The 24,048-nt window shown below is 59.6% G+C and carries 25 protein-coding genes and 2 tRNA genes; all 27 read left to right on the forward strand.

Annotated features, from left to right (window positions below):
* Positions 1-13 precede the first annotated feature (13 nt).
* A complete protein-coding gene (locus D8780_RS05035) occupies positions 14-550 on the forward strand; it encodes a CDP-alcohol phosphatidyltransferase family protein (RefSeq protein WP_121646379.1) in 537 nt (178 codons plus the stop codon).
* Positions 551-554: 4 nt separating this feature from the next.
* Entirely contained in the window at positions 555-1,697 is a 1,143-nt protein-coding gene (locus D8780_RS05040; RefSeq protein ID WP_121644630.1) for an AI-2E family transporter, read from the forward strand.
* A 10-nt stretch (positions 1,698-1,707) separates the two neighbouring features.
* Positions 1,708-2,439, forward strand: coding sequence for an HdaA/DnaA family protein (locus tag D8780_RS05045; RefSeq protein ID WP_121644631.1), 732 nt, complete (start codon positions 1,708-1,710; stop codon positions 2,437-2,439).
* Between the two features lie 44 nt (positions 2,440-2,483).
* Positions 2,484-2,560: transfer RNA gene (locus D8780_RS05050), tRNA-Pro, on the forward strand.
* A 72-nt stretch (positions 2,561-2,632) separates the two neighbouring features.
* Positions 2,633-2,938: an ETC complex I subunit gene (locus D8780_RS05055; RefSeq protein ID WP_121644632.1), complete on the forward strand. Its 306-nt coding sequence runs from the start codon at positions 2,633-2,635 to the stop codon at positions 2,936-2,938.
* A 36-nt stretch (positions 2,939-2,974) separates the two neighbouring features.
* Positions 2,975-3,051: transfer RNA gene (locus D8780_RS05060), tRNA-Arg, on the forward strand.
* Between the two features lie 185 nt (positions 3,052-3,236).
* Positions 3,237-4,124, forward strand: a complete 888-nt coding sequence (locus D8780_RS05065; protein ID WP_121644633.1) for an MBL fold metallo-hydrolase — start codon at positions 3,237-3,239, stop codon at positions 4,122-4,124.
* Positions 4,125-4,410: 286 nt separating this feature from the next.
* Complete coding sequence (locus tag D8780_RS05070; protein ID WP_121646380.1) at positions 4,411-4,776, forward strand: NADH-quinone oxidoreductase subunit A; 366 nt, start codon at positions 4,411-4,413, stop codon at positions 4,774-4,776.
* Positions 4,767-5,369, forward strand: coding sequence for a NuoB/complex I 20 kDa subunit family protein (locus D8780_RS05075; protein ID WP_199699560.1), 603 nt, complete (start codon positions 4,767-4,769; stop codon positions 5,367-5,369). Before D8780_RS05070 ends, D8780_RS05075 begins: the two co-directional genes overlap by 10 nt.
* 9 nt (positions 5,370-5,378) lie before the next feature.
* On the forward strand, positions 5,379-5,984 hold the full coding sequence (locus D8780_RS05080) for an NADH-quinone oxidoreductase subunit C (RefSeq protein ID WP_121644635.1): 606 nt from the start codon (positions 5,379-5,381) through the stop codon (positions 5,982-5,984).
* On the forward strand, positions 5,984-6,421 hold the full coding sequence (locus D8780_RS05085) for a GFA family protein (protein ID WP_121644636.1): 438 nt from the start codon (positions 5,984-5,986) through the stop codon (positions 6,419-6,421). The genes D8780_RS05080 and D8780_RS05085 overlap by 1 nt, the downstream gene beginning before the upstream one ends.
* Positions 6,414-7,604, forward strand: a complete 1,191-nt coding sequence (locus D8780_RS05090) for an NADH-quinone oxidoreductase subunit D (RefSeq protein WP_121644637.1) — start codon at positions 6,414-6,416, stop codon at positions 7,602-7,604. Before D8780_RS05085 ends, D8780_RS05090 begins: the two co-directional genes overlap by 8 nt.
* Before the next feature lie 49 nt (positions 7,605-7,653).
* Positions 7,654-9,399, forward strand: a complete 1,746-nt coding sequence (gene nuoE / locus D8780_RS05095; RefSeq protein ID WP_121644638.1) for an NADH-quinone oxidoreductase subunit NuoE — start codon at positions 7,654-7,656, stop codon at positions 9,397-9,399.
* Between the two features lie 12 nt (positions 9,400-9,411).
* The gene (nuoF, locus tag D8780_RS05100; RefSeq protein ID WP_121646381.1) at positions 9,412-10,716 is read left to right on the forward strand and encodes an NADH-quinone oxidoreductase subunit NuoF; all 1,305 of its coding nucleotides are present in this window, start codon (positions 9,412-9,414) and stop codon (positions 10,714-10,716) included.
* A 154-nt stretch (positions 10,717-10,870) separates the two neighbouring features.
* Positions 10,871-12,922, forward strand: coding sequence for an NADH-quinone oxidoreductase subunit NuoG (gene nuoG / locus D8780_RS05105; RefSeq protein ID WP_121646382.1), 2,052 nt, complete (start codon positions 10,871-10,873; stop codon positions 12,920-12,922).
* Positions 12,923-12,940: 18 nt separating this feature from the next.
* Complete coding sequence (gene nuoH, locus D8780_RS05110) at positions 12,941-13,987, forward strand: NADH-quinone oxidoreductase subunit NuoH (RefSeq protein WP_121644639.1); 1,047 nt, start codon at positions 12,941-12,943, stop codon at positions 13,985-13,987.
* Entirely contained in the window at positions 13,984-14,178 is a 195-nt protein-coding gene (locus D8780_RS05115) for a hypothetical protein (RefSeq protein ID WP_121644640.1), read from the forward strand. Before nuoH ends, D8780_RS05115 begins: the two co-directional genes overlap by 4 nt.
* Complete coding sequence (nuoI, locus tag D8780_RS05120) at positions 14,178-14,669, forward strand: NADH-quinone oxidoreductase subunit NuoI (RefSeq protein ID WP_121644641.1); 492 nt, start codon at positions 14,178-14,180, stop codon at positions 14,667-14,669. Before D8780_RS05115 ends, nuoI begins: the two co-directional genes overlap by 1 nt.
* A 133-nt stretch (positions 14,670-14,802) precedes the next feature.
* Positions 14,803-15,438 (forward strand): NADH-quinone oxidoreductase subunit J, encoded by a 636-nt coding sequence (locus D8780_RS05125; RefSeq protein WP_121644642.1) that lies wholly within the window; start codon positions 14,803-14,805, stop codon positions 15,436-15,438.
* 2 nt (positions 15,439-15,440) lie between these two features.
* Positions 15,441-15,749 carry an NADH-quinone oxidoreductase subunit NuoK gene (nuoK, locus tag D8780_RS05130; protein WP_121644643.1) on the forward strand — a complete coding sequence of 103 codons (309 nt, stop codon included), beginning with the start codon at positions 15,441-15,443 and terminating at the stop codon, positions 15,747-15,749.
* A 12-nt stretch (positions 15,750-15,761) separates the two neighbouring features.
* A complete protein-coding gene (gene nuoL, locus D8780_RS05135) occupies positions 15,762-17,726 on the forward strand; it encodes an NADH-quinone oxidoreductase subunit L (protein ID WP_121644644.1) in 1,965 nt (654 codons plus the stop codon).
* Between the two features lies 1 nt (position 17,727).
* Complete coding sequence (locus D8780_RS05140; RefSeq protein ID WP_121644645.1) at positions 17,728-19,245, forward strand: NADH-quinone oxidoreductase subunit M; 1,518 nt, start codon at positions 17,728-17,730, stop codon at positions 19,243-19,245.
* 11 nt (positions 19,246-19,256) lie between these two features.
* Complete coding sequence (gene nuoN, locus D8780_RS05145; protein WP_121644646.1) at positions 19,257-20,699, forward strand: NADH-quinone oxidoreductase subunit NuoN; 1,443 nt, start codon at positions 19,257-19,259, stop codon at positions 20,697-20,699.
* Entirely contained in the window at positions 20,696-21,493 is a 798-nt protein-coding gene (locus D8780_RS05150) for a biotin--[acetyl-CoA-carboxylase] ligase (protein WP_158598444.1), read from the forward strand. Before nuoN ends, D8780_RS05150 begins: the two co-directional genes overlap by 4 nt.
* On the forward strand, positions 21,490-23,157 hold the full coding sequence (locus tag D8780_RS05155) for a ribonuclease J (protein WP_121644648.1): 1,668 nt from the start codon (positions 21,490-21,492) through the stop codon (positions 23,155-23,157). Before D8780_RS05150 ends, D8780_RS05155 begins: the two co-directional genes overlap by 4 nt.
* Positions 23,158-23,176: 19 nt before the next feature.
* A complete protein-coding gene (gene mce / locus D8780_RS05160) occupies positions 23,177-23,581 on the forward strand; it encodes a methylmalonyl-CoA epimerase (protein WP_121644649.1) in 405 nt (134 codons plus the stop codon).
* A 5-nt stretch (positions 23,582-23,586) separates the two neighbouring features.
* Entirely contained in the window at positions 23,587-23,862 is a 276-nt protein-coding gene (locus D8780_RS05165; RefSeq protein ID WP_121644650.1) for a DUF1467 family protein, read from the forward strand.
* Positions 23,863-24,048: the final 186 nt, after the last annotated feature.

Consider the following 24,048-nt stretch of genomic DNA (forward strand, 5'->3'; position numbering starts at 1 on the left):
GGAGGTGGTGGCCTTGACGATCCCGAACCTGATTACGCTTTGCCGCCTCATCATGGTACCCCTGATCGTCTGGGCTCTTCTGGTGGGCTACTGGTCGGCCGCACTCTGGCTTTTCGTCATCGCCGGTCTGTCCGACGCGGTCGACGGCGCATTGGCACGCCTGTGGGGCCAGCAAAGTTCGGTGGGAGCCTATCTCGATCCGATTGCCGATAAGCTATTGCTGTCATCCACCTTTATCATGCTCGGGTTTGTCGGTGCGCTTCCACTTTGGCTCGTCGTCATCGTCACCTTCCGCGATATCGGGATACTCGGCGGCGTTCTGCTTGCGCGTGAAATGGGTTCGCCCATGGTGATTCGGCCGATTCTGCTTTCGAAGCTGAATACGGCCGCTCAGATCGTTCTCGCAGGGCTTTGCCTCGCTCGTGGCGCCGATCTGGTTTCGATGGATGGTACGATCCGCCTTTTCATCATTGTCTGTGGCTGCTTGACCGCCGGATCGGCGGCGGCCTATGCCTCACTATGGTTCCGACATATACACGAGGCCGAGTAGGATCATGACGGATGACCGGCCACTTCTTCCCGTGCCGCAGGCCAGCGCGTCCACCTCGCCGGCGCTTATCACCGACAATGCGCTCTTGCGCCGACGTGTTCTGTTCTGGGGCACGGTGGCGATCGTCTCGCTGATTTTCCTGTGGGTCTTCCGTTCGGTCCTCATGCCATTTGTCGTTGGCATGCTGCTGGCTTACTTCCTCGATCCGGTGGCCGATATGCTGGAGCGTCGCGGCTTGTCGCGGACGCTGGCGGCAATTGTGATCCTGATCGTCGCGATCGCGCTCTTGATCCTGGGCTTCGTTCTGATCGTTCCTGTTCTTGCCAATCAGCTTTCCAGCTTCATCGAGCGACTGCCGGAGCTTCTTTCCAATCTTCAGGCTCTGATCACGTCTTACGGACCGGCCTGGCTGGAGCGAGTGTTCGGTGTGGACGAGGCGACCTTGCAAAGGGGCTTGAACGAAGCGCTGTCGCAGGGCTCCGGTTTCATTGCGTCGCTCCTGGAATCGATCTGGAATTCGGGGGCGGCGCTGGTCGACATCGCCGCTCTCGTCGTCATCGCTCCTGTCGTCGCCTTTTACATGCTGATCGACTGGGACCGCATGATCGCTTCCATCGACGAGCATGTTCCGCGCCGCCATGTCGAGACCGTGCGGGCTATCGCAAAGGACGTCGACCGCGCCGTTGCCGGGTTCATACGCGGCCAGGGCTCCGTCTGCCTGATCCTCGGCATCTACTATGCCATCGGCCTGACCCTGGTGGGACTGAATTTCGGCCTGTTGATAGGGCTTGGTGCAGGAGTGATCAGTTTCATTCCCTATATCGGCTCGACCGTCGGCCTCGTCGTCGCGCTGAGTGTAGCGCTTGTCCAGTTCTGGCCCGAATGGCCGTGGATATTGGCCACTCTGGCGGTCTTCTTCTCGGGCCAGTTCATCGAGGGCAACATCCTGCAGCCAAAGCTGGTGGGCGGGCAGGTCGGTCTTCACCCGGTCTGGCTGATGTTCGCTCTCTTCGCGTTTGGAGCGCTTTTCGGTTTTATCGGCGTTCTGATCGCGGTTCCCGCTGCGGCGGCGGTCGGCGTGATCGTCCGCTTCATGCTCCGCCGCTATCGCCATTCGCATCTTTATGACGCCACGAAATATTCGTGACGGTGACATCATGAATGATTCGAAATCTGATCGCGGCGGGACAGGACGTCATGAACAGTTGCTGCTGGATCTGACGCGCGATCCAGCACTCAGTCGGGACGACCTTGTGGCGACGCCTGCCAATCGCTCGGCCCTTGCGCTCGTCGATTCATGGCCGAACTGGTCCTCGCCCATAGCCGTCCTCCATGGGGCAGAGGGGAGCGGCAAATCCCATTTGGCCGCGATATGGAAGGACAAGGCTTCGGCCCGCGCCGCCGATCCGGCTGCCGTGGATGGCGGCGCCATCGAACATGCAATGGTAGGCGGTGCTATCCTTATCGAGGATCTGGACAGTCATACGCCCGACCAGACCGGCCTTTTCCATCTGATCAACGCCATAAGGCAGGGCGGTGGATCTCTGCTGGTCACCGCGCGGACGTCTCCGTCGGGTTGGCGTCTGACTCTGCCGGATCTGGTGTCGCGCCTGCGCTCCGTCTCACTGGCCGAGATCGGACCGCCCGACGACATGCTGCTCGAGGCGGTATTGGTAAAACTGTTTTCCGATCGTCAGATCAGTCTCGATCCGGCCGTCGTGACGTTTCTTATGCCGAGAATAGAGCGGTCGCTTTCGGCCACGGCGACCCTTGTCGAAAGGATCGATCGCCGGGCGATGGCGCAGCGGTCCGCCGTAACGCGTCCCCTCGTGGTCGATGTTCTGCGTTCGATGCAGCAAAGCGGGCAAGAAGAGCCCGGGACCGATTGACAGAACAGTGGAAACGGGCCATGTCGCAGCCGACGGCAACGACCCGGAGCGTAGCGCAGCCTGGTAGCGCATCTGGTTTGGGACCAGAGGGTCGCAGGTTCGAATCCTGCCGCTCCGACCATCGTCGCCGGCGCAAGCTCTTAACCGGGATGCCGTTATGCTATCCCGCAGATCGAAGGCGAATGGAGGCCAGATGACCGCGCGCATCTATAGTCCCGCCAAGACGGCCATGCAGTCGGGCAAGGCCAAGACAGGCCGTTGGCTTCTGGAATTCGAGCCGGAAGAGCGCCGTGCCATCGACCCGCTGATGGGATACACCTCGTCCTCCGACATGAAGAGTCAGGTCAAGATCTGGTTCGAGACAAAGGAAGAGGCCGTCGCTTACGCAAAGCGTCATGGCCTTCCTTATCGCGTCGAGGAGCCGAAGGAGCCGGCCCGGCGCGCCATATCCTATTCCGATAATTTCCGGTATGATCGCAAGACACCCTGGACCCACTGATCCGGCGGTTCGTCATCGCGCCTCGGCGCATCATTCGGCCCCTTAGCTCAGCTGGATAGAGCACCGGCCTTCTAAGCCGATGGTCGCAGGTTCGAATCCTGCAGGGGTCGCCATGCGACACTCTAAACATTCTACCCGCTTGAAGCTCATTCTATTGCCGGCAAGCATCTTGATGCGATGCGCCGGAAAGGGGATGACACCCCACAATATCTTACATATATAGAAAGTAATATATATATTGAGGCGTGTGAGTTGACGGCTCAGATGCTCGTGTCATTGGCATACGAAGGAGCATTTCATGGAAAAACCGAAAGTCCGCGGATTTTACGAACCACAGACCAGTTCGATTCCATATGTCGTCTCATGTCCCGCAACAGGCAAGGCCGCGATTATCGATCCCGTCCTGAATTTCGATCCCAAATCGGGCCGGATCGCGACCCACAGCGCCGATGAAATCCTCAAATTCATCGCGGAAGAAGGTCTGACGCTCGACTGGATATTGGACACGCATCCCCATGCGGACCATCTTTCAGCAGCCTGTTATCTCAAGGGAAAGACAGGAGCGCCGACGGCGATCGGAGCGCATGTGACCGAGGTCCAGGCCCTATGGAGAGATATTTACAACTGGCCGGACTTTGCGGCCGACGGCTCACAGTGGGACCGGCTCTTTGAGGAAGGCGACCGCTTCAATGTGGGTGAAATCGAGAGCCGCGTGCTTTTCTCGCCAGGCCATACCTTGGCTTCGGTCACTTATGTGATCGGCGACGCAGCTTTCGTTCATGATACTCTGTTCATGCCCGATGGCGGCACCGCGCGCGCCGACTTTCCAGGGGGCAGCGCCAAGATACTTTGGCGATCAATACAGCAGATACTCTCTCTGCCTGATGAAACGCGCGTTTTTACCGGTCACGATTATCAGCCGGGTGGTCGTGAGCCTGCCTGGGAATCGACGGTCGGAACACAGAAGCGGCAGAATATTCACGTAAAAGAGGGGACCGCCGAAGCGGATTTCGTCACTTTGCGGGAAGAGCGTGACAAGACCCTTTCCATGCCTGCGCAGATACTCTTTGCCCTTCAGGTCAACACCAATGGCGGCCGTTTGCCTGCCCCGGAGGATAATGGCACCCGCTATCTCAAATATCCTCTCGACCGCCTTGAGGGTGCTGCCTGGGACCTGGACGAGTAGTGCGACGTCAAGCGGCAACAACGCGCCTCTCCGGGCCGATCACTCTATCGGTGAGCAAAATATTTCGCGGTAGTGCGTTTAAGAGCCATTGGCATTACAAACATGATTATATATATCAGGTTTAATTCCTTGTATTGGCTGTCTTCTTAGGTCGTCCTTGCCCTTGCACTCACTGGCGCGCTGGGCTAGTGCGGCATCATTTCGAGAACCACTCGGACATTGAGCCTCGGGCGTCGCAGCCTATTCTCCTTTGCTCAAGTGACGGGTGGCAAAGGAGATGCCGAGCGTGGACCAACTTCTCGCTTCCTACCTTCCGGTGCTGATCTTTGTGGGCGTGGCGCTGATTATCGGCCTGGCCCTGATGGTCGCGCCTTTCATCATCGCTTACAAGGATCCCGATCCGGAGAAACTGTCGGCCTATGAGTGCGGGTTCAACGCCTTTGACGATGCCCGCATGAAGTTCGACGTCCGGTTTTACCTGGTGGCGATTCTCTTCATCATCTTCGATCTGGAAGTGGCGTTCCTCTTCCCATGGGCCGTCTCGTTCGGCGTGATCGGATGGTTCGGTTTCTGGTCGATGATGCTGTTCCTCGGTGTCCTGACGATCGGCTTCATCTACGAATGGAAGAAGGGGGCGCTGGAATGGGACTGACCACTTCCGACAAGGCCGTAACGGCTGGCGACGGGACTGTCGTTGCACCGTCCCCGAAGGGTATTATCGACCCGAAAACCGGCCAGCCGGTCGGGGCGAACGATCCTTGGTTCAAGGAGGTTCGCGGCGAGCTGGACGATAAGGGCTTTCTGGTCACATCGTCCGAGGCGCTGATCACCTGGGCGCGCCAGGGTTCGCTGATGTGGATGACCTTCGGCCTGGCTTGTTGCGCCGTCGAGATGATGCAGATGTCGATGCCGCGCTATGACTGCGAGCGCTTCGGTTTCGCGCCGCGCGCCAGCCCGCGCCAGTCCGATGTCATGATCGTTGCCGGTACGCTGACCAATAAGATGGCGCCTGCGCTGCGCAAGGTCTATGACCAGATGCCCGAGCCGCGCTACGTCATTTCGATGGGCTCCTGCGCCAATGGCGGTGGCTACTATCACTATTCCTATTCGGTGGTTCGCGGCTGCGACCGGGTCGTACCTGTCGATATCTACGTGCCGGGATGCCCGCCCACGGCCGAGGCACTGCTCTACGGTGTGCTTCTTCTGCAGAGGAAGATCCGCCGCACGGGCACGATCGAGCGCTAGGAGAGCGGTATGACAGAAGAGACCATGCGCGATCTGGCCGATTATCTGGGCGAAAAGCTCGGTGATACCATCGAGCAGTCGATCGTCGCTTACGGTGAACTCACCCTCGTCGTTGCGCCTGAAAAGCTGACGAAGGTTCTGAACTTCCTGAAAACCGACACGCAGTGTCAGTTCATCAGCTATATTGACGGGGCAGGGGTCGATTATCCGGCGCGGCAGAAGCGCTTCGATATGGTCCATCATCTGCTGTCGCCGCGGCAGAATATGCGAATCCGCGTCAAGGTGGAAACGGACGAGGAAACGCCGATCCCGAGCGTCACCGACGTTTTTCCGGGCGCCGACTGGTTTGAGCGTGAAGCCTATGATTTCTATGGCATCCTGTTCACCGGTCATCCTGATCTTCGCCGCATTCTGACCGATTACGGTTTCGAGGGACACCCGCTCCGAAAGGACTTCCCGCTCACCGGGTTCGTCGAGGTGCGCTGGGACGATACCGTCAAGCGCGTCATCTATGAGCCCGTCGATCTGCGCCAGGAGTTCCGCCAGTTCGATTTCCTTTCCCCTTGGGAGGGAACGGAATATGAATTGCCCGGCGATGAGAAGGCCACGTCCTGATGAGCGTGCAGCGACTGAAAGGCCAATGTCTCTGCGGCGCGGTCAAGTTCGACGCCACGCCAAAGCAGATGAACATGGGGGTCTGCCATTGCAGCATGTGCCGCCGTTGGTCCGGAGGGGCCTGGATGGCGGTCGAGGCTGAAGAAGTGGTCTACGAAAACGACAGCCATTTGGGCGTCTATAATTCCTCTGACTGGGGACAGCGTCTCTTCTGCAAGTCCTGTGGTTCCACGCTATCATGGCGCGCCAAGGACGGCTCTTCGGCTGTCGTTTCGGCTCAGTCCTTCGACGATCCATCGCGCTTTGCCTTTTCGGGCCAGATCTTCATCGACGAAAAACCCGACAATTATGCATTCGCCAACGAGACAGAATGCCTGACCGGCGAAGAGGTCGTGGCAATGTTCATGGCGGGACAAGAGGCGCAGTCACATGACTGAACATAACGTCCGAAACTTCAACATTAACTTCGGCCCGCAACACCCGGCAGCTCATGGCGTTTTGCGTCTTGTTCTTGAGCTCGACGGTGAAGTGGTTGAACGTGTCGACCCGCATATCGGCCTGCTTCACCGCGGCACCGAAAAGCTGATCGAGCACAAGACCTATCTTCAGGCTGTGCCCTATTTCGACCGGCTCGATTATGTCGCGCCGATGAATCAGGAACACGCCTTCGCCCTGGCCGTGGAGCGGTTGCTCGATATCGAAGTGCCGAAGCGCGGCCAGTTGATCCGGGTGCTGTATTCCGAGATCGGCCGCATTCTGTCGCATCTGCTGAACGTGACGACGCAGGCCATGGACGTCGGTGCTCTCACGCCGCCGCTCTGGGGCTTCGAAGAGCGCGAGAAGCTGATGGTCTTCTACGAGCGCGCTTGCGGTGCGCGAATGCACGCAGCCTATTTCCGTCCCGGCGGTGTTCATCAGGATCTCCCAGATCAACTGGTCGAAGACATTGCAACCTGGTGCGATACCTTCATGCAGACCATGCAGGATCTGGATGAGTTGATTACCGGCAACCGCATCTTCAAGCAGCGCAATGTCGATATCGGCGTCGTTTCGCTGGACGATGCGTGGGCGCTCGGTTTCTCCGGCGTCATGGTGCGCGGCTCCGGGGCCAAGTGGGATCTTCGCAAGAGCCAGCCCTATGAGTGCTACGACGAGATGGAATTCGACATCGCCATCGGCAAAAATGGCGACTGCTACGACCGTTATCTGATCCGCATGGAAGAGATGCGCCAATCGGTTCGCATCATGCGTCAGTGCTGCGAGCGTCTTCTCGGCAAGGAAAAGGTCGGTCCCGTTTCCAATGTGGACGGTAAGATCGTTCCGCCGAAACGCGGAGAGATGAAGCGCTCGATGGAAGCGCTGATCCACCATTTCAAACTCTATACCGAGGGCTATCACGTGCCCGTTGGGGAGGTTTACGCTGCCGTGGAAGCTCCGAAGGGCGAATTCGGCGTCTATCTCGTTGCGGACGGGACCAACAAGCCTTATCGCTGCAAGCTGCGGGCGCCGGGTTTTGCCCATCTGCAGGCAATGGATTTCATTTGCCGCGGGCACATGCTGGCCGACGTTTCGGCCATTCTCGGTTCGCTCGACATCGTGTTCGGAGAGGTGGATCGATAATGTGTTTCGTCCGTGCCGCCGACCAAACCAGAACAACCGGTGAGAAATAATGTCCGTCCGTCGTCTCGCTGTCGATGAAGTCCAGCCAGCCGCATTCGCATTCGATGCGGAGCGGCAGGCAGAGGTCGATAAATGGCTGCTGCGCTATCCTGCGGGTCGCCAGCAATCGGCGGTGATCCCGCTGCTGATGCTTGCGCAGGAGCAGGAGGGCTGGGTGACCAAGCCGGCGGTCGAAGCTGTCGCACGGACGCTTGGAATGCCGCTGATCCGCGTTCTTGAAGTCGCGACCTTCTATACGCAATTCATGCTTTCGCCGGTCGGCACAAAGGCGCACATTCAGGTTTGCGGGACCACGCCGTGCTGGTTGCGCGGCGCCGGCGAGCTTATCGAGCATTGCCGTACGCATATTCACCCCGAGCCGCTGCATCCCAACGACGAAGGGACACTGTCCTGGGAAGAGGTCGAGTGTCAGGGCGCCTGCGTCAATGCGCCGATGGTCATTATCGGCAAGGATGCCTATGAGGATCTGACGGTCGAAAAGCTCGACGAGATCATCCAGGCGTTCGAAGCCGGCAACGGTTCGGAAGTGCCCACGGGCCCGCAGAACGGGCGCGTTTTCTCCATGCCGGTCGAGGGCGCAACGACGCTGACCGACGAAGATGCGATCATCGTCAAACGAGATGCAAAACCGCAAAGCGGGCGCGGCGATCAGTCCGCGTCACGGCGCAATGCAAAAATCGAAACGGCGGCCGACACGGTCGCTGCGCTTGAGAAGATGATGGCCGGCGAAACCACGGCCGCCGCAGTGCAGTCGAACCAGCCGACAGGCGAGCCGGGCTATTCGCTTTCGGCGTCCGGTCAGCCCGTCGCGATGACCGCCGAGACCAAGATCGATAACGACGAACGGCTTGAAAACCCGCGATCGACCCGCGAGATCACGGATCAGGCGCCACCGCCCTCCGACGTGGGCGCGGGCGTGGGCGAAGCCGCTGAAATGGCCGAGAAGATGGGCGAGCCGTCCGGAGAGCCTTCCGGCGGTGACAAGCCGTCCGATGCCGAGCGCGCTGAGATGACGAAGGCGGCCAAGCCCGATGGCGATGCGCCGGAGGCCGATACCTCCATCGAGGGGCCAGCGGATGCCGAAGGACCGGGTTATCGTGATCCCGCTCAGCAGTCCGGCGGTGGCGACAAAAGCGACAGCAGCCCAGCGGTGGCCGTTGCCGATGATGAAGTCGGTCGTGCCGACGAGAAGGTCTCGGGCAGCGAGGGCCTGACCGATGAAAGCCTCATCAATCGCGATGGTGACGGCGAGGATCTGGGCGGCACCAATGCCGCAGCGACCGGCGACGATGCAAGTGACGAGCAGACTTCGAAAGCGGCATCCCGCAAACAGCCGAAGAAGCAGGCGGAAACGGCTCTCGACGATGCCGGTTCGCGTGAAGGCGATACCCAGCAAGCAAGCATGCTGGCTGGTCCGTCCGGCGAGGAGACACCTGCACCGCCTTCCGGCGACGATGAAGAGAAGCCGGAGCTTTATGAGGGGCGTCCGAACGATGCCGATGATCTCGGCATGATCGCTGGTATCGGACCGAAGATTCATGCCAAGCTCAACGATTTGGGCATCTATAAATTTTCGCAGATTGCATCATGGACGCCTGAGAACGCCGCGTATGTCGATCGGCATCTTTCGTTCCGGGGCCGTGCCGAGCGTGAGCGCTGGATCGAGCAGGCCGATGCACTGGCTGCCGGTGGCGCTGACGAATATGAGCGCCGTTTTGGCAAGAAGCCGCGCTAGGGAGTGACGATCATGCTTGCAGATAAGGATCGCATCTTCACCAATATCTACGGTCAGTTCGACAAGAGCCTGACCGGCGCGATGCGGCGCGGCCATTGGGATGATACCAAAGGGCTCATCGAGAAGGGGCGCGACTGGATCATTGGCGAAATGAAGGCTTCAGGTCTTCGTGGCCGTGGTGGCGCTGGCTTCCCGACCGGTCTGAAATGGTCGTTCATGCCCAAGGAAGTTGGCGATCGGCCGCATTATCTCGTCGTCAACGCCGACGAATCGGAGCCGGGCACCTGCAAGGACCGCGAGATCATGCGGCATGATCCGCACACTTTGATCGAAGGGTGCGTGATTGCCGGTTTCGCGATGGGCGCACATGCCGCCTACATCTATATTCGCGGCGAATATATGCGCGAGCGCGAGGCGCTGCAGCGCGCTATCGACGAGTGCTACGACGCGGGCCTGCTGGGTGTGAACAACGTCCATGGCTACGATTTCGACGTTTTCCTTCATCATGGCGCGGGAGCGTATATCTGCGGTGAAGAAACGGCGCTTCTCGAAAGCCTCGAAGGCAAGAAGGGCCAGCCGCGTCTGAAGCCGCCTTTCCCGGCGAATGTCGGTCTCTATGGCTGCCCGACGACCGTCAATAATGTGGAGTCGATCGCTGTCGCGCCGACCATTTTGCGCCGCGGCGGCGCTTGGTTCGCGGGTTTCGGACGGGAAGGCAACACGGGAACGAAGCTGTTCTGTGTCTCTGGCCACGTCAATCAGCCAGCCACGTTCGAAGAAGCGATGGGCATTCCCTTCAAGGAACTGATCGACAAGCATTGCGGCGGTATTCGCGGCGGCTGGGACAATCTGCTGGCGGTGATTCCAGGAGGCTCTTCGGTGCCGCTGGTCCCTGCCGAGCAGATCATTGATGCACCGATGGATTTCGATGGACTGAAAGAACTGAAGAGCGGACTTGGAACCGCGGCGGTGATCGTCATGGACAAGTCCACGGACATCGTCAAAGCCATCGCTCGTATTTCCTATTTCTACAAGCATGAGAGCTGCGGCCAGTGTACACCGTGCCGTGAGGGCACGGGCTGGATGTGGCGCGTCATGGAGCGTCTTGTGCGCGGCGAAGCGCAGAAGCGCGAGATCGACATGCTGCTGGAAGTCACCAAGCAGGTCGAAGGACACACCATCTGCGCGCTCGGTGATGCGGCGGCCTGGCCGATTCAGGGGCTGGTCCGGCATTTCCGTCCGGAAATCGAGCGGCGAATCGATGAATTCACCCGCAACGCCGATGCCGACCGACCGGCGCTGGTGGCGGCGGAATGAGAGAAACGCAAGAATATGCGAGGGGATGGCCGGTCAACGGCTTGACCATCCAGGCGCGCATGGCGATACGAACCACGCCTCCAATGGGGCGCATCTACCGCACGACGAGTTCTGGCAAAGCCAGCGCTGCGGCTGGGCAAGGAAACGGATCGATATGAAAACGGTCAAGGTCGACGGCAAGGAAGTCGAGGTTCCGGATCACTACACGCTGCTTCAGGCATGCGAGGAGGCCGGTGCCGAAATCCCGCGTTTCTGTTTTCACGAGCGGCTTTCCATTGCAGGCAATTGCCGCATGTGTCTGGTCGAGGTGAAGGGCGGACCGCCCAAGCCTGCGGCGTCCTGCGCCATGGGTGTGCGTGATATGCGCCCGGGACCCAATGGCGAGCCGCCAGAGGTCTTCACGAACACGCCAATGGTCAAGAAGGCCCGCGAAGGCGTGATGGAATTTCTCCTGATCAACCACCCCCTCGATTGCCCGATTTGCGATCAGGGCGGCGAATGTGATCTGCAGGATCAGGCAATGGCCTTCGGCGTCGATTCCTCGCGCTATGCCGAGAACAAGCGCGCGGTCGAAGACAAATATATCGGCCCGCTTGTGAAGACGATCATGACGCGCTGCATTCACTGCACGCGCTGCGTCCGCTTCACGACCGAAGTGGCCGGCATCTCGGAATTGGGGCTGGTCGGTCGCGGCGAGGATGCCGAGATCACCACCTATCTCGAGCAGGCCATGACCTCCGAGCTGCAGGGCAATGTGATCGATCTTTGCCCGGTCGGCGCTCTGACAAGCCGTCCCTACGCTTTCCAGGCTCGCCCCTGGGAGCTGCAGAAAACCGAAACCATCGACGTGATGGATGCTGCGGGCTCGGCGATCCGCGTCGATACGCGTGGCCGCGAAGTGATGCGCATCATGCCGCGCACCAATGAAGACGTGAACGAGGAGTGGATCTCCGACAAGACGCGGTTCGTCTGGGATGGGCTGCGCACCCAGCGTCTCGACCGACCCTACATCAAGGTCGACGGCAAGCTGCGTCCTGCGTCCTGGAACCAGGCTTTTGCCGCGATCGCGGAAAAGGTCTCTGCGACATCCGGAGATAAGATCGGCGCTGTCGCCGGTGATCTGTCGGCAGTGGAAGAAATGTTCGCCGCCAAGATGCTGCTGGAGAGCCTCGGTTCCGCGAATACCGATTGCCGGCAGGATGGCGTGAAGCTCGATCCGTCGAAGGGCCGCGCTTCTTACCTTTTCAACCCGACCATTGCCGGTATTGAAGAGGCCGACGCGATCCTGATCGTCGGTGCCAATCCCCGGTGGGAAGCGCCGGTCATCAACGCGCGTATCCGTAAGCACTGGCGCGCCACTGACCTGCCGATCGCACTGATCGGTGAGCATGTCGACCTGACCTATGACTATGCGCATCTCGGCCGCGGCGCTGCGAGCCTCGGCGATCTTGGCGAGTTCGCCAACGTCCTCGGAAATGTCAAGAAGCCGCTGGTTATCGTCGGCCAGGGCGCTCTGACCGGCGACAATGCTGAGGCTGTTCTCGCACGGGCTGCGGAGCTTGCTGCGGGCGACGAAGGCTGGAACGGTCTGTCTGTGCTGCACACAGCGGCTTCGCGGGTGGGCGCGCTCGATATCGGGTTCGTTCCCGGCGAGGGCGGCAAGCCTCTCTCGGCCATGAATGATATGAATATTGTCTTCCTGCTTGGCGCGGACGAGTTCGACGTGAGCCGTCTGGGCGACGCCTTCACCGTCTATATCGGCACACATGGCGATCGTGGCGCGCATCGCGCCGACGTGATTCTGCCGGCGGCGACCTACACCGAGAAAAACGGCACTTACGTCAATACGGAAGGCCGGGTGCAGATGACGACACGCGCCGGTTTTGCGCCGGGAGATGCGCGCGAGGACTGGGCGATTCTACGCGCCCTTTCGGACGTGCTGGGTCATAAGCTGCCGTTTGACAGCTTGGCTCAGCTTCGTGCGAAACTTTATGAAGCCACGCCGCACCTTGCGGCTGTCAACGATATCGAAACGCCGGAAGCGGCAGCGCTTTCGTCGCTCGCCAAAGGCGATCTGGGGACAGGCGATTTTGTTTCGCCGATCGCCGATTTTTATCTCACCAATCCGATCGCCCGTGCTTCGGCGGTCATGGCCGAATGCAGCCAGCGCTTCGTACAGGGCGCGGTCAAGCAGGCCGCGGAATAAGGGTAGGGCAGGGGACCGATGGAATTCTTCACCACTTGGGTGCTGCCGGCGCTGATCATCCTGGGACAGTCGCTTTTGCTGCTGGTCTCGCTGCTCGTGATCCTGGCTTATCTTCTCTATGCGGACCGTAAGGTCTGGGCGGCCGTCCAGCGGCGTCGCGGGCCCAATGTCGTCGGGCCGTGGGGCCTGTTTCAGAGCTTTGCCGACCTTTTGAAATTCGTCTTCAAGGAGCCGATCATCCCGGCTGGTGCGAATAAGGGCGTGTTCCTTTTGGCGCCGCTCGTAACATCGGTTCTCGCAATGGCCGCCTGGGCCGTTATTCCGGTGGCCGAAGGCTGGGCCGTGGCCTCGATCAATGTCGGCATTCTCTACGTCTTCGCCATTTCCTCGCTCGAGGTTTACGGCGTGATCATGGGTGGATGGGCCTCCAACTCGAAATATCCGTTTCTGGGCGCACTTCGCTCGGCTGCGCAGATGGTCTCCTACGAGGTCTCGATCGGTTTCGTTCTGGTGACCGTGTTGCTTGCTGTCGGCTCGCTTGATCTGTCGCAGATCGTGCTCAGCCAGACGGACGGACTGGGTACGCGTCTCGGCCTGCCCAACACCTTCCTGGACTGGCACTGGCTGGCGCTCTTCCCGATGTTCATCGTGTTCTTCATCTCGGCCCTTGCGGAGACGAACCGCCCGCCATTCGATCTGGTCGAAGCGGAAGCCGAGCTCGTCGCGGGCCACATGATCGAATATTCCTCAACGCCCTTCCTGCTCTTCTTCCTCGGAGAATATGTCGCCATCGTCCTGATGTGCGCGCTGACGACCATCCTCTTCCTTGGCGGCTGGCTGCCTCCATTCAATTTCGTACCATTCACCTGGGTGCCGGGTGTGGTCTGGTTCATCCTGAAGGTGCTGCTCGTCTTTTTCATGTTCGCCATGGTCAAGGCTTTCGTTCCGCGCTATCGCTACGACCAGCTTATGCGTCTTGGCTGGAAGGTCTTCCTGCCGATCTCGCTTGCCATGGTTGTGATCACCGCATTCGTGCTGAAGCTTCTCGAAGGTGGCGTGGCATGACAGCAAATCTGATCGGACTGATCGCTGGACTGGTTCTCGCAGCCGTTGATTTCGCGCTGCTGACGATGCTGGGCCGGCGCATGGATCTGGCCGGTCCGCGCGGTGTGCTGCGCATCACGGCAATCGTTCAGTTGATTGCCTTTCCGATCATCGGCTGGTTCCTCGGCCCATATTTGTTTGGAGAGATCTGATGGCTGGTCTCGCTCAGGCCGCAAAGTCGCTGCTGCTTATCGAGTTCGTCAAGGCGTTCGGCCTGTCGATGCGACAGTTCTTCGCGCCGAAATACACGATCAACTACCCGTACGAGAAAAACCCGCAATCGCCTCGCTTCCGCGGCGAACATGCGTTGCGTCGTTATCCGAACGGCGAAGAGCGCTGCATCGCCTGCAAACTGTGCGAGGCCATCTGCCCCGCACAGGCGATCACCATCGAGGCGGGACCGCGCCGAAATGACGGCACGCGCCGGACCGTGCGTTACGATATCGATATGGTGAAGTGCATCTATTGCGGCTTCTGCCAGGAGGCCTGCCCGGTGGATGCCATCGTGGAAGGGCCGAATTTCGAGTTTTCGACCGAAACACGCGAAGAACTCTACTACGACAAGGAAAAGCTGCTTGCGAACGGCGATCGCTGGGAGCAGGAACTGGCACGGAATATCAAGCTCGACGCACCCTATCGCTGAAGCGCGACGAGATTGAGGGGACAGACTTACGGAGCACTGGCATCCGTGAGCGGATTTTGACACAAGGCGGCACCGTACGCCGAACCGAGGTTGGCCGAACGTACTGGCCGGCCGGGACGACAGGGAACGAACCATGGAACAGGGCGCATTGCTGACCGGGCTACCGGCCGCGTTCTTCTATCTTTTCTCGGTGATCGCAGTGGCATCCGCCTTCATGGTGATCGCCGCGCGCAATCCCGTGCATTCGGTTCTCTATCTCATCTTGACCTTTTTCAACGCAGCGGCGCTGTTCCTTCTGACCGGCGCCGAGTTCCTCGCGATGATCCTGCTGATCGTCTATGTCGGCGCAGTCGCCGTCCTGTTCCTCTTCGTCGTCATGATGCTGGATATCGATTTCTCCGAGCTCAAATCGGGCGTGCTGCAATATGCGCCGATCGGTGCCCTCGTCGGTCTCGTATTGCTGGCTGAACTCGGCATCGTCCTTGGCGGCTCGGTATTCGGGCCTGAAACAGCCGGAAATATCGTGCAGCCGATCCCGCCTCTCGCAGTCCGTGAGAATACGGCGGCGCTCGGTGATGTCCTCTATACCGACTACGTCTTCTTCTTCCAGTTGGCTGGCCTGGTGCTGCTGGTCGCCATGATCGGGGCGATCGTGTTGACCCTCCATCACCGCAGCGGGCTCAAGAGGCAGTCCATTCCGCAGCAGGTCGCGCGGACACCGGAGACGGCGATCGAAGTCGTCAGTGTTGAAAGCGGCAAGGGAATCTGATCATGAGCGTCGGCATCGGTCACTACCTGACCCTTTCAGCCATTCTGTTCACGCTGGGTGTCTTCGGGATCTTCCTGAACCGCCGGAATATCATCATCATTCTGATGAGCGTCGAACTGATCCTTTTGGCGGTGAATATCAATTTCGTCGCCTTTTCCGCGCAGCTCGGCGATCTCGTCGGGCAGATATTCTCGCTCTTCGTGCTGACCGTTGCGGCCGCCGAAGCGGCCATCGGCCTCGCTATCCTCGTTGTGTTCTTCCGCAACAAGGGTTCGATCGGGGTTGAAGACGTCAACCAGATGAAAGGCTGAGGCCGGATCACCATGTTTCACCTGATCGTCTTCCTGCCGCTTATTGGCTTCCTGATCGCCGGTCTCTTCGGCCGCTCCATCGGCGCCAAGGCGAGCGAGTATGTGACCACCGGCTTCCTCTATGTCGCCGCTGTGCTGTCCTGGATTGCCTTCTTCGATTTCGGGCTGGGCCATGAGGAGGCCATGGTCGTTCCGGTCATGCAGTGGATGAATATCGGTTCGCTGGCCGTCGACTGGGCGTTCCGCATTGATACGCTGACCGTCGTCATGCTGGTCGTTGTCAACACGGTGTCCGCTTTGGTGCACACCTACTCGATCGGCTACATGCACCACGATCCGCAGCGGCCGCGTTTCTTCGCCTATCTGTCGCTCTTCACCTTCGCCATGCTGATGCTGGTGACGAGCAACAATCTGGTGCAGATGTTCTTTGGCTGGGAGGGGGTCGGCCTGGCCTCCTATCTGCTGATCGGTTTCTGGTACAAGAAGCCGTCCGCCAACGCTGCGGCAATGAAGGCCTTTATCGTCAACCGTGTCGGCGATTTCGGTTTTCTGCTCGGCATCTTCGGCATTTTCCTGCTGTTCGGATCGGTCAATTTCGATACCATCTTCGCCAATGCGCGCCAGTTCGATCCGTCAGGCGAGATGAGCTTCTTCGGCTATGGCGTTCCGGCAGCAACCGCCATTACCGTGACCTGCCTCCTTCTGTTCATGGGTGCCATGGGCAAGAGCGCGCAGGTGCCGCTTCACACATGGTTGCCGGACGCGATGGAAGGCCCGACACCTGTTTCGGCCCTGATCCACGCGGCCACCATGGTCACCGCCGGTGTCGTGATGGTGGCCCGTCTGTCACCGATCTTTGAATTGTCTCAGACCGCGCTGGTGGTCGTGACGGTGGTCGGTGCGATTACGGCGTTCTTCGCGGCCACCGTCGGTCTCGTGCAGAACGACATCAAGCGCGTGATCGCCTACTCGACCTGTTCGCAGCTCGGCTACATGTTCGTGGCGCTGGGCGTCGGCGCGTACGGAGCGGCGATTTTCCACCTGTTCACGCACGCCTTCTTCAAGGCGCTCCTGTTCCTGGGTGCGGGCTCGGTCATCCATGCCGTATCGGACGAGCAGGACATGCGGTTCATGGGCGGGCTTCGCAAGCACATCCCAGCCACCTACTGGATGATGATCATCGGGACGCTGGCACTGACCGGCGTGGGTATTCCGTTCACCGCGATCGGCACCGCCGGCTTCTTCTCCAAGGACGTCATCATCGAGACGGCCTACGCCAGCCACAGCGTGGTTTCGACCTTCGCCTTCGTCATGCTGGTTGTCGCGGCTTGCTTCACGTCCTTCTATTCATGGCGACTGATCTTCATGACGTTCCACGGTACGCCGCGTGCCACGGCAGATGTCATGCACCACGTCCATGAATCGCCATGGGTGATGCTGATTCCGCTCTTCATCCTCGCAGCGGGCGCGATCTTCGCGGGATTGCTTTTCGAGGGGTTCTTCTACGGGCATGAATATGGAGAGTTCTGGAAGGAATCGCTCTTTGTAGCTGGCGGCAATGAATTGCTGGAAGAGTTCCACCACGTTCCGGTGTGGGTCGCTCTCTCGCCCTTCATCGCCATGCTGCTCGGGCTCGTGTTCGCCTACTGGTTCTATATTCGCTCGCCAGGTACGCCCAAGGCGCTCGCCCAGAGCCAGTCCGGCCTCTACGCCTTCCTCCTGAACAAATGGTATTTCGACGAATTGTACGATTTTCTCTTCGTTCGTCCCGCCAAATGGCTCGGCCGCTTCCTCTGGAAGCGCGGCGACGGCACCGTCATCGACGGGCTCGGTCCAGACGGAATTTCGGCCCGCGTGGTCGATGTCACAAATCGGGTGGTTCGCCTGCAGAGCGGCTACCTCTACCACTATGCCTTCGCGATGCTGATCGGGGTCGCGGCCCTCGTCACGTGGATGATGCTCGGGAGCGCCTTCTGACATGAATGACTGGCCGATCCTTTCTCTGGTAACCTTTCTGCCGCTGCTTGGAGCGCTGATGATCTCTCTCATCCGCGAGGATGAGGAGGGCTATGGTCGCCGCAATATCCGCAATGTGTCGCTGCTGGTCACGGTCGTCACCTTCCTCCTTTCTCTGGTGGTCTGGATCAATTTCGACAATGGCTATGCCGGCTTCCAGATGGAAGAAGACATCGCCTGGCTCGGCGGCAATGTCGGCTACAGGATGGGCGTGGACGGCATCTCCGTCCTGTTCGTCATCCTGACCACGTTCCTCATGCCGATCTGCATCATCGCCTCCTGGCGGGCGGTGCAGCACAGGCTCAAGGAATATATGATTGCGTTCCTGATCCTGGAAACGCTGATGATCGGCGTGTTCTGCGCGCTGGATCTGGTGCTCTTCTATGTCTTCTTCGAGGCCGGTCTCATCCCGATGTTCATCATCATCGGTGTCTGGGGCGGCAAACGGCGCGTCTATGCCTCATTCAAGTTCTTTCTCTACACACTACTCGGCTCGGTGCTGATGCTGCTCGCCATCATGGCGATGTATGGCATGGCCGGTACGACCGACATCCGCGAACTGTTGGCCTATGATTTCCCGGCCGGTATGCAGACCTGGCTCTGGCTGGCCTTCTTTGCCTCCTTTGCGGTGAAGATGCCGATGTGGCCGGTTCATACCTGGTTGCCCGATGCGCACGTGGAAGCACCGACGGCAGGATCCGTTCTGCTGGCCGGTATTCTCCTGAAGATGGGCGGCTACGGCTTCCTGCGCTTTTCGCTGCCCATGTTCCCCGACGCATCCGTCTATTTCCAGCCCTTCGTGATGACGCTTTCGGTGGTGGCGATTGTCTACACCTCGCTCGTCGCCCTGATGCAGGAAGATATGAAGAAGCTGATCGCTTACTCTTCGGTTGCGCATATGGGCTATGTGACGATGGGTATCTTCGCCTTCAACGAGTGGGGCGTTCAGGGCGCGATCTTCCAGATGCTGAGTCACGGCCTGGTGTCCGGCGCGCTCTTCCTCTGCGTGGGCGTGGTCTACGACCGGATGCACACCCGCGAAATCGCGGCTTATGGCGGCCTGGTCAACAACATGCCGAAATACGCCGTGGCGTTTCTGATCTTCACCATGGCCAATGTCGGCCTGCCGGGAACGTCTGGTTTCGTCGGTGAATTCCTGACGCTGCTCGGCACGTACCAGAGCCAGCCCTGGTTTGCCGCGGTTGCGACGCTTGGCGTGATCCTTTCGGCTGCCTATGCGCTGTGGCTCTATCGCCGCGTCGTTTACGGCAAGCTGGAGAAGGAGAGCCTGAAGGGGCTTGTGGACCTTTCCGGCCGTGAACGCTTCATCATCTATCCGCTGGTCGCGCTGACCATCCTTTTCGGTGTGTGGCCGATGCCGATCTTCGACGTCACCGCCGCTTCCGTCGACCAGCTTCTCAATGAAATCGGACGCGCCGTTTCCGACGGGGCGCAAGCCGCAGCATCTCTGCCGCGCTAGGGGAACATCGCATGACGATTGATCTCAACTCGGGACTCATCGCTCTTGGGCCGGAACTACTCATCGTTCTGGGCGCCATACTTCTGCTGATGATCGGGGTATTCGCGGCCAATAGCGGCATGCGCATCGTGAACGGCCTCGCTGTGGCCTTTCTTCTGGCTGCCGGCGCGCTGGTGATCCTCATGCCGAGCGATACGTCGGCCTTCAACAATGCTTTCGTCTCCGACAGCTTCACGCGGTTCATGAAGGTTCTGACGCTGATCGGCTCCGCCGTAACCATGGTGATGAGCGTTGGGTTCGCCAAGGCCGAACGTTTCGACAAATTCGAATTTCCGGTTCTCATCATGCTCGCCACGGTTGGCATGATGTTCATGATTTCCGCCGACTCGATGCTGACTCTCTATATGGGCCTCGAGCTTCAGAGCCTGGCGCTCTACGTCGTCGCCGCGATCAATCGCGAGAGTGTGCGCGCGACGGAGGCCGGCCTGAAATATTTCGTGCTCGGCGCGCTGTCGTCGGGAATGCTGCTTTATGGGATCAGCCTCGTTTATGGCTATACGGGCACGATCGGCTTCGAAGGTATCGCACTGGCCGTCACTGGCGAAGAGCGTCAGCTTGGCCTCCTGTTCGGGCTTGTGTTCATTCTTGCGGGCCTTGCCTTCAAGATCTCCGCCGTGCCGTTCCATATGTGGACGCCGGATGTGTATGAGGGCGCGCCGACTCCGGTGACTGCCTTCTTTGCCGCAGCGCCGAAAATGGCCGCCATGGCTCTTCTCGTTCGCGTGGTTATGGACGCTTTCGAACCGTTGACCACCGACTGGCGTCAGATCATCACCTTCATCTCGATTGCTTCGATGGCGCTAGGCAGCTTCGCAGCAATTGGCCAGCGCAACATCAAGCGCCTTATGGCCTATTCCTCGATTGGCCATATGGGATTTGCGCTCGTTGGTCTCGCGGCTGGCACGCAGGCGGGTGTGCGTGGTGTGGCTATCTACATGCTCATCTATCTGGCGATGACGCTCGGCAGCTTCGCCTTCATTCTCGCCATGCGTCGCAAGGGCGGCAATTTTGAAAATATCGGCGATCTGGCAGGCTTGTCCTCGACCAATCCGCTTATGGCTGTCGCTTTGACCGTGCTGATGTTCAGCCTGGCCGGTATTCCGCCGCTCGCGGGGTTCTGGGCAAAGTGGTACGTCTTCCTCGCAGCTATCGAAGCGGATCTCTACGCGCTTGCCATTATCGGCGTCGTGGCGAGTGTGGTGGGCGCCTTTTACTATCTGCGCCTCATCAAGATCATGTGGTTCGACGAGCCGGTCGGACGGCTGGAGCCGGTTCAGGGTGAACTCGGCACAGTGCTTGGTCTTTCGACAGCCTTCACGCTTCTCTACGTCATCATTGCCGGGCCGGTTGAAGCTTCGGCCGAGATCGCCGCTCGCGCATTCTTCGCCGGGTGACCGAGGCAGGAACGTCCAGCACAGACGAACTGAAGGCCGATCCTCTCTGGCCGGAGGGGGTTGGCCTCGTCCTTCTGAACGAGGTCGACAGCACCAACGCCGAGGCGCGCCGTCAGGAGAACCTGGGACTGGACGGTCCGTTCTGGGTGATGGCCCGTCGGCAACTGGCCGGACGGGCCAGGCGCGGACGCAATTGGGTCAGTGAGGCCGGTAATCTTTACGCCTCGCTCCTCCTTCCAATGACTTCGGAATCTTCAGCGATCGGAACACTCCCGCTTGTCGCCGCGCTTGCGGTGCACCGTGCCATAGAGCAGGTGCTGCCCCATCACGAGCAACGTTTAAGGCTGAAATGGCCCAATGACGTCCTGATCGGCGGCGCCAAGGTCAACGGCATCTTGCTGGAAGCCGGCGGATCCATGCGTCAGCGTTCGATTATTATCGGCTGCGGCATCAATTGCGCGCATCACCCTGATAATCCTGCCTATCCGGCGACGGATCTCCTTGCGGAAGGTGTCGATATAACACCGGCGCAGCTTCTGCCACGCCTTGCCCGGCAGATTAACGACTGCCTGGTTCTGTGGAGTGAAGGACGGAACTTCGAAACGATCCGCCAATTGTGGCTGGAGCGAGCGCAAGGGGTCGGTATGCCGATCCGCGTCAACATGGAAACCACGACCCTGACGGGCCGGTTTGCCGGATTGGACTCCGAGGGCTATCTGTTGCTGGAGCGCTCCAATGGCGAGCTGAGCCGTATATCTGCCGGCGACCTCTTTTTTCAAACGAGATATGAATGAACGACAGTAAGAACGAACTCGTTTTCGCGCCGCTTGGCGGCGTCGGCGAAATCGGCATGAACTTCGGCCTTTATGGCTTTGGCCCGCCGAAAAAACGCAAATGGATCATCGTCGATTGCGGCGTGACCTTTCCGGGACCGGAATTGCCGGGCGTCGATCTGGTTCTGCCCGATATCGCGTTTATCGAGGCGGAGCGGGAGAACCTGCTCGGCATGGTCATCACCCATGCCCATGAAGACCATTATGGCGCTATACTGGATCTTTGGCCGCGGCTGCGGTGCCCCATCCATATGAGTGCATTCACCGCAGCGATGCTGGAAGCCAAACGGGAGCCGGAGCATCAGCTCGATCTGGACATCCACCTTTTCCAGGCCAATGACACGTTCGATCTTGGCCCGTTCAGCCTCAAGGTTATTCCGGTCACTCACTCCATTCCCGAGCCGTTCAGCCTGCTCATTGAAACCACGCTCGGCCGTGTGCTCCATACGGGTGACTGGAAGTTCGATCCCGAGCCCGCGATCGGTCAGCCCGTGGATCAGGACCAGTTTGCCAAGATTGGTGATGACGGACTGCTGGCTCTCGTCTGCGACAGCACCAATGCGATGACGGATGGCGAAAGCCCTTCGGAGAAGGCCGTTAATGAAGGATTGCGCGAGCAGATCGAGAAAGCGCCCGGGCGGGTGGTGATCACGTCGTTCTCCTCCAATGTCGGCAGGATTCGTTCGATCATGGAAGCGGCCCGCGATAGCGGTCGTTCGCTTCTGGTGCTGGGGCGCTCGATGAGGCGTGTCATGGATGTGGCGGGCGACCTTGGCTATTTGGACGGACTGCCGGAACCGATCCCCGAAGACGAGGCCGATAACATACCGCGGGAAAACCTTGCGATCCTCTGCACGGGAAGCCAGGGCGAGCCGAGGGCGGCGCTGGCGAAACTGTCGCGGGACGAGATGCGCGCCGTCAGCCTGACCAAGGGCGACATGGTGATCTTTTCGTCCCGGGCCATTCCAGGCAATGAAAAAGCGATCAACGACATCAAGAACGGCCTGATCGAGCAGGGCGTGCGGATTCTCGAAAACAGCGAGGCGCTCGTCCATGTTTCGGGGCACCCGCGCCGGAATGAATTGCGGCGCATGTATCAGCTGACCCGACCATCCATTGCGGTCCCGGTCCACGGCGAGGCAGCGCATCTCTCCGCTCACGCCGCATTGGCCGCCGAGGAGGGCATCGCGCAGGTGGCGTCGATCCGGAATGGCGATGTGCTCCGGCTCGCGCCGGGCGACGCGGAGATCGTCCATCAGATCGAGGCGGGCCGCGATTACAAGGACGGTCTTCTTTATGGCGATGACCGGCAGGTTGGCCTGCGCGATCGCCGCAAGCTTTCCTTCGCAGGGATTGTCTGCCTGAACGTTATCCTCGACGAGAAACTGCAGCTTCTCGACGATCCCGACATTGAGGCGGTAGGCTTGCCGGAAGCCGACGGGCAGGGCGACGATATGGAAGACGTGCTTCTGGAAGCCGCGATCGGGGCGATCAACAGCATTCCGAGCAAGCGCCGCCGCGATCTAGATCTCGTCGCGGAAGCGGCTCGTCGCGCCATTCGCGCGCAGGCACGCGACGTGTGGGGCAAAAAGCCCCTGGTTACCGTATTCGTATCGCAGGTTTGAACGGAGAAGGAGGCTGACAATGATCGGTCGTCTCAATCATGTGGCTATAGCGGTTCCCGACCTTCTCGCTGGCGTCGCGGTTTACCGCGATACGCTCGGCGCCAATGTCAGCCAGCCCCAGCCTCTTCCAGAGCATGGGGTGACGGTGGTCTTTATTGAATTGCCGAACACCAAGATCGAACTTCTGGAGCCACTCGGCGAAAATTCGCCGATAGCGGCTTTTCTGGAAAAGAACCCGGCAGGTGGAATGCACCACATCTGTTACGAGGTCGAAGATATCGTCGCCGCAAAGGCGCGTCTTAAAACACAAGGCGCACGTGTGCTGGGTGACGGCGAGCCGAAGACCGGGGCGCATGGCAAGCCGGTTCTGTTTCTTCATCCGAAGGACTTTACCGGCACGCTCGTGGAGCTGGAGCAGGTCTAGGCGAGATGGATTGGGCTTTTCTCTTCGCTGTCTACTTCGTGCTATGGTGGATCACGCTATTCGCGGTTCTGCCATTTTCGCTCCGCACACAGGATGAGAGCGATGAGGGAGTCACGCTCGGAACCAGCGATAGCGCGCCGGAAGTTGGACGACACCATGTGCTGAGGGCATTCCTTCGGACAACCCTGGTTTCCGCGTTGCTGCTTGGCGCTTACATGCTGGTGAGTTGGGCAACGGGCTGGTCGCTTGCAGACCTGCCGGTGCTGGTGCCCAATATGTAAGGACGGAACGTCCCTCCTAAGGAAAACGGGACCGCTAAGCGGTCCCGTTTTAAGTTCGAACGCGTGATCTACCCCCGCAATGCGGGTCGGCTGCGAGTGACGCGCCGCGATCTCATCCTCCCAAGACAAAAGACGCGTTCTGTTTGACCGGTTTGAACCCGGCTCTTGCATGTGCCGGGCACACAA

Source organism: Notoacmeibacter ruber, assembly GCF_003668555.1.
Lineage (GTDB): Bacteria > Pseudomonadota > Alphaproteobacteria > Rhizobiales > Rhizobiaceae > Notoacmeibacter > Notoacmeibacter ruber.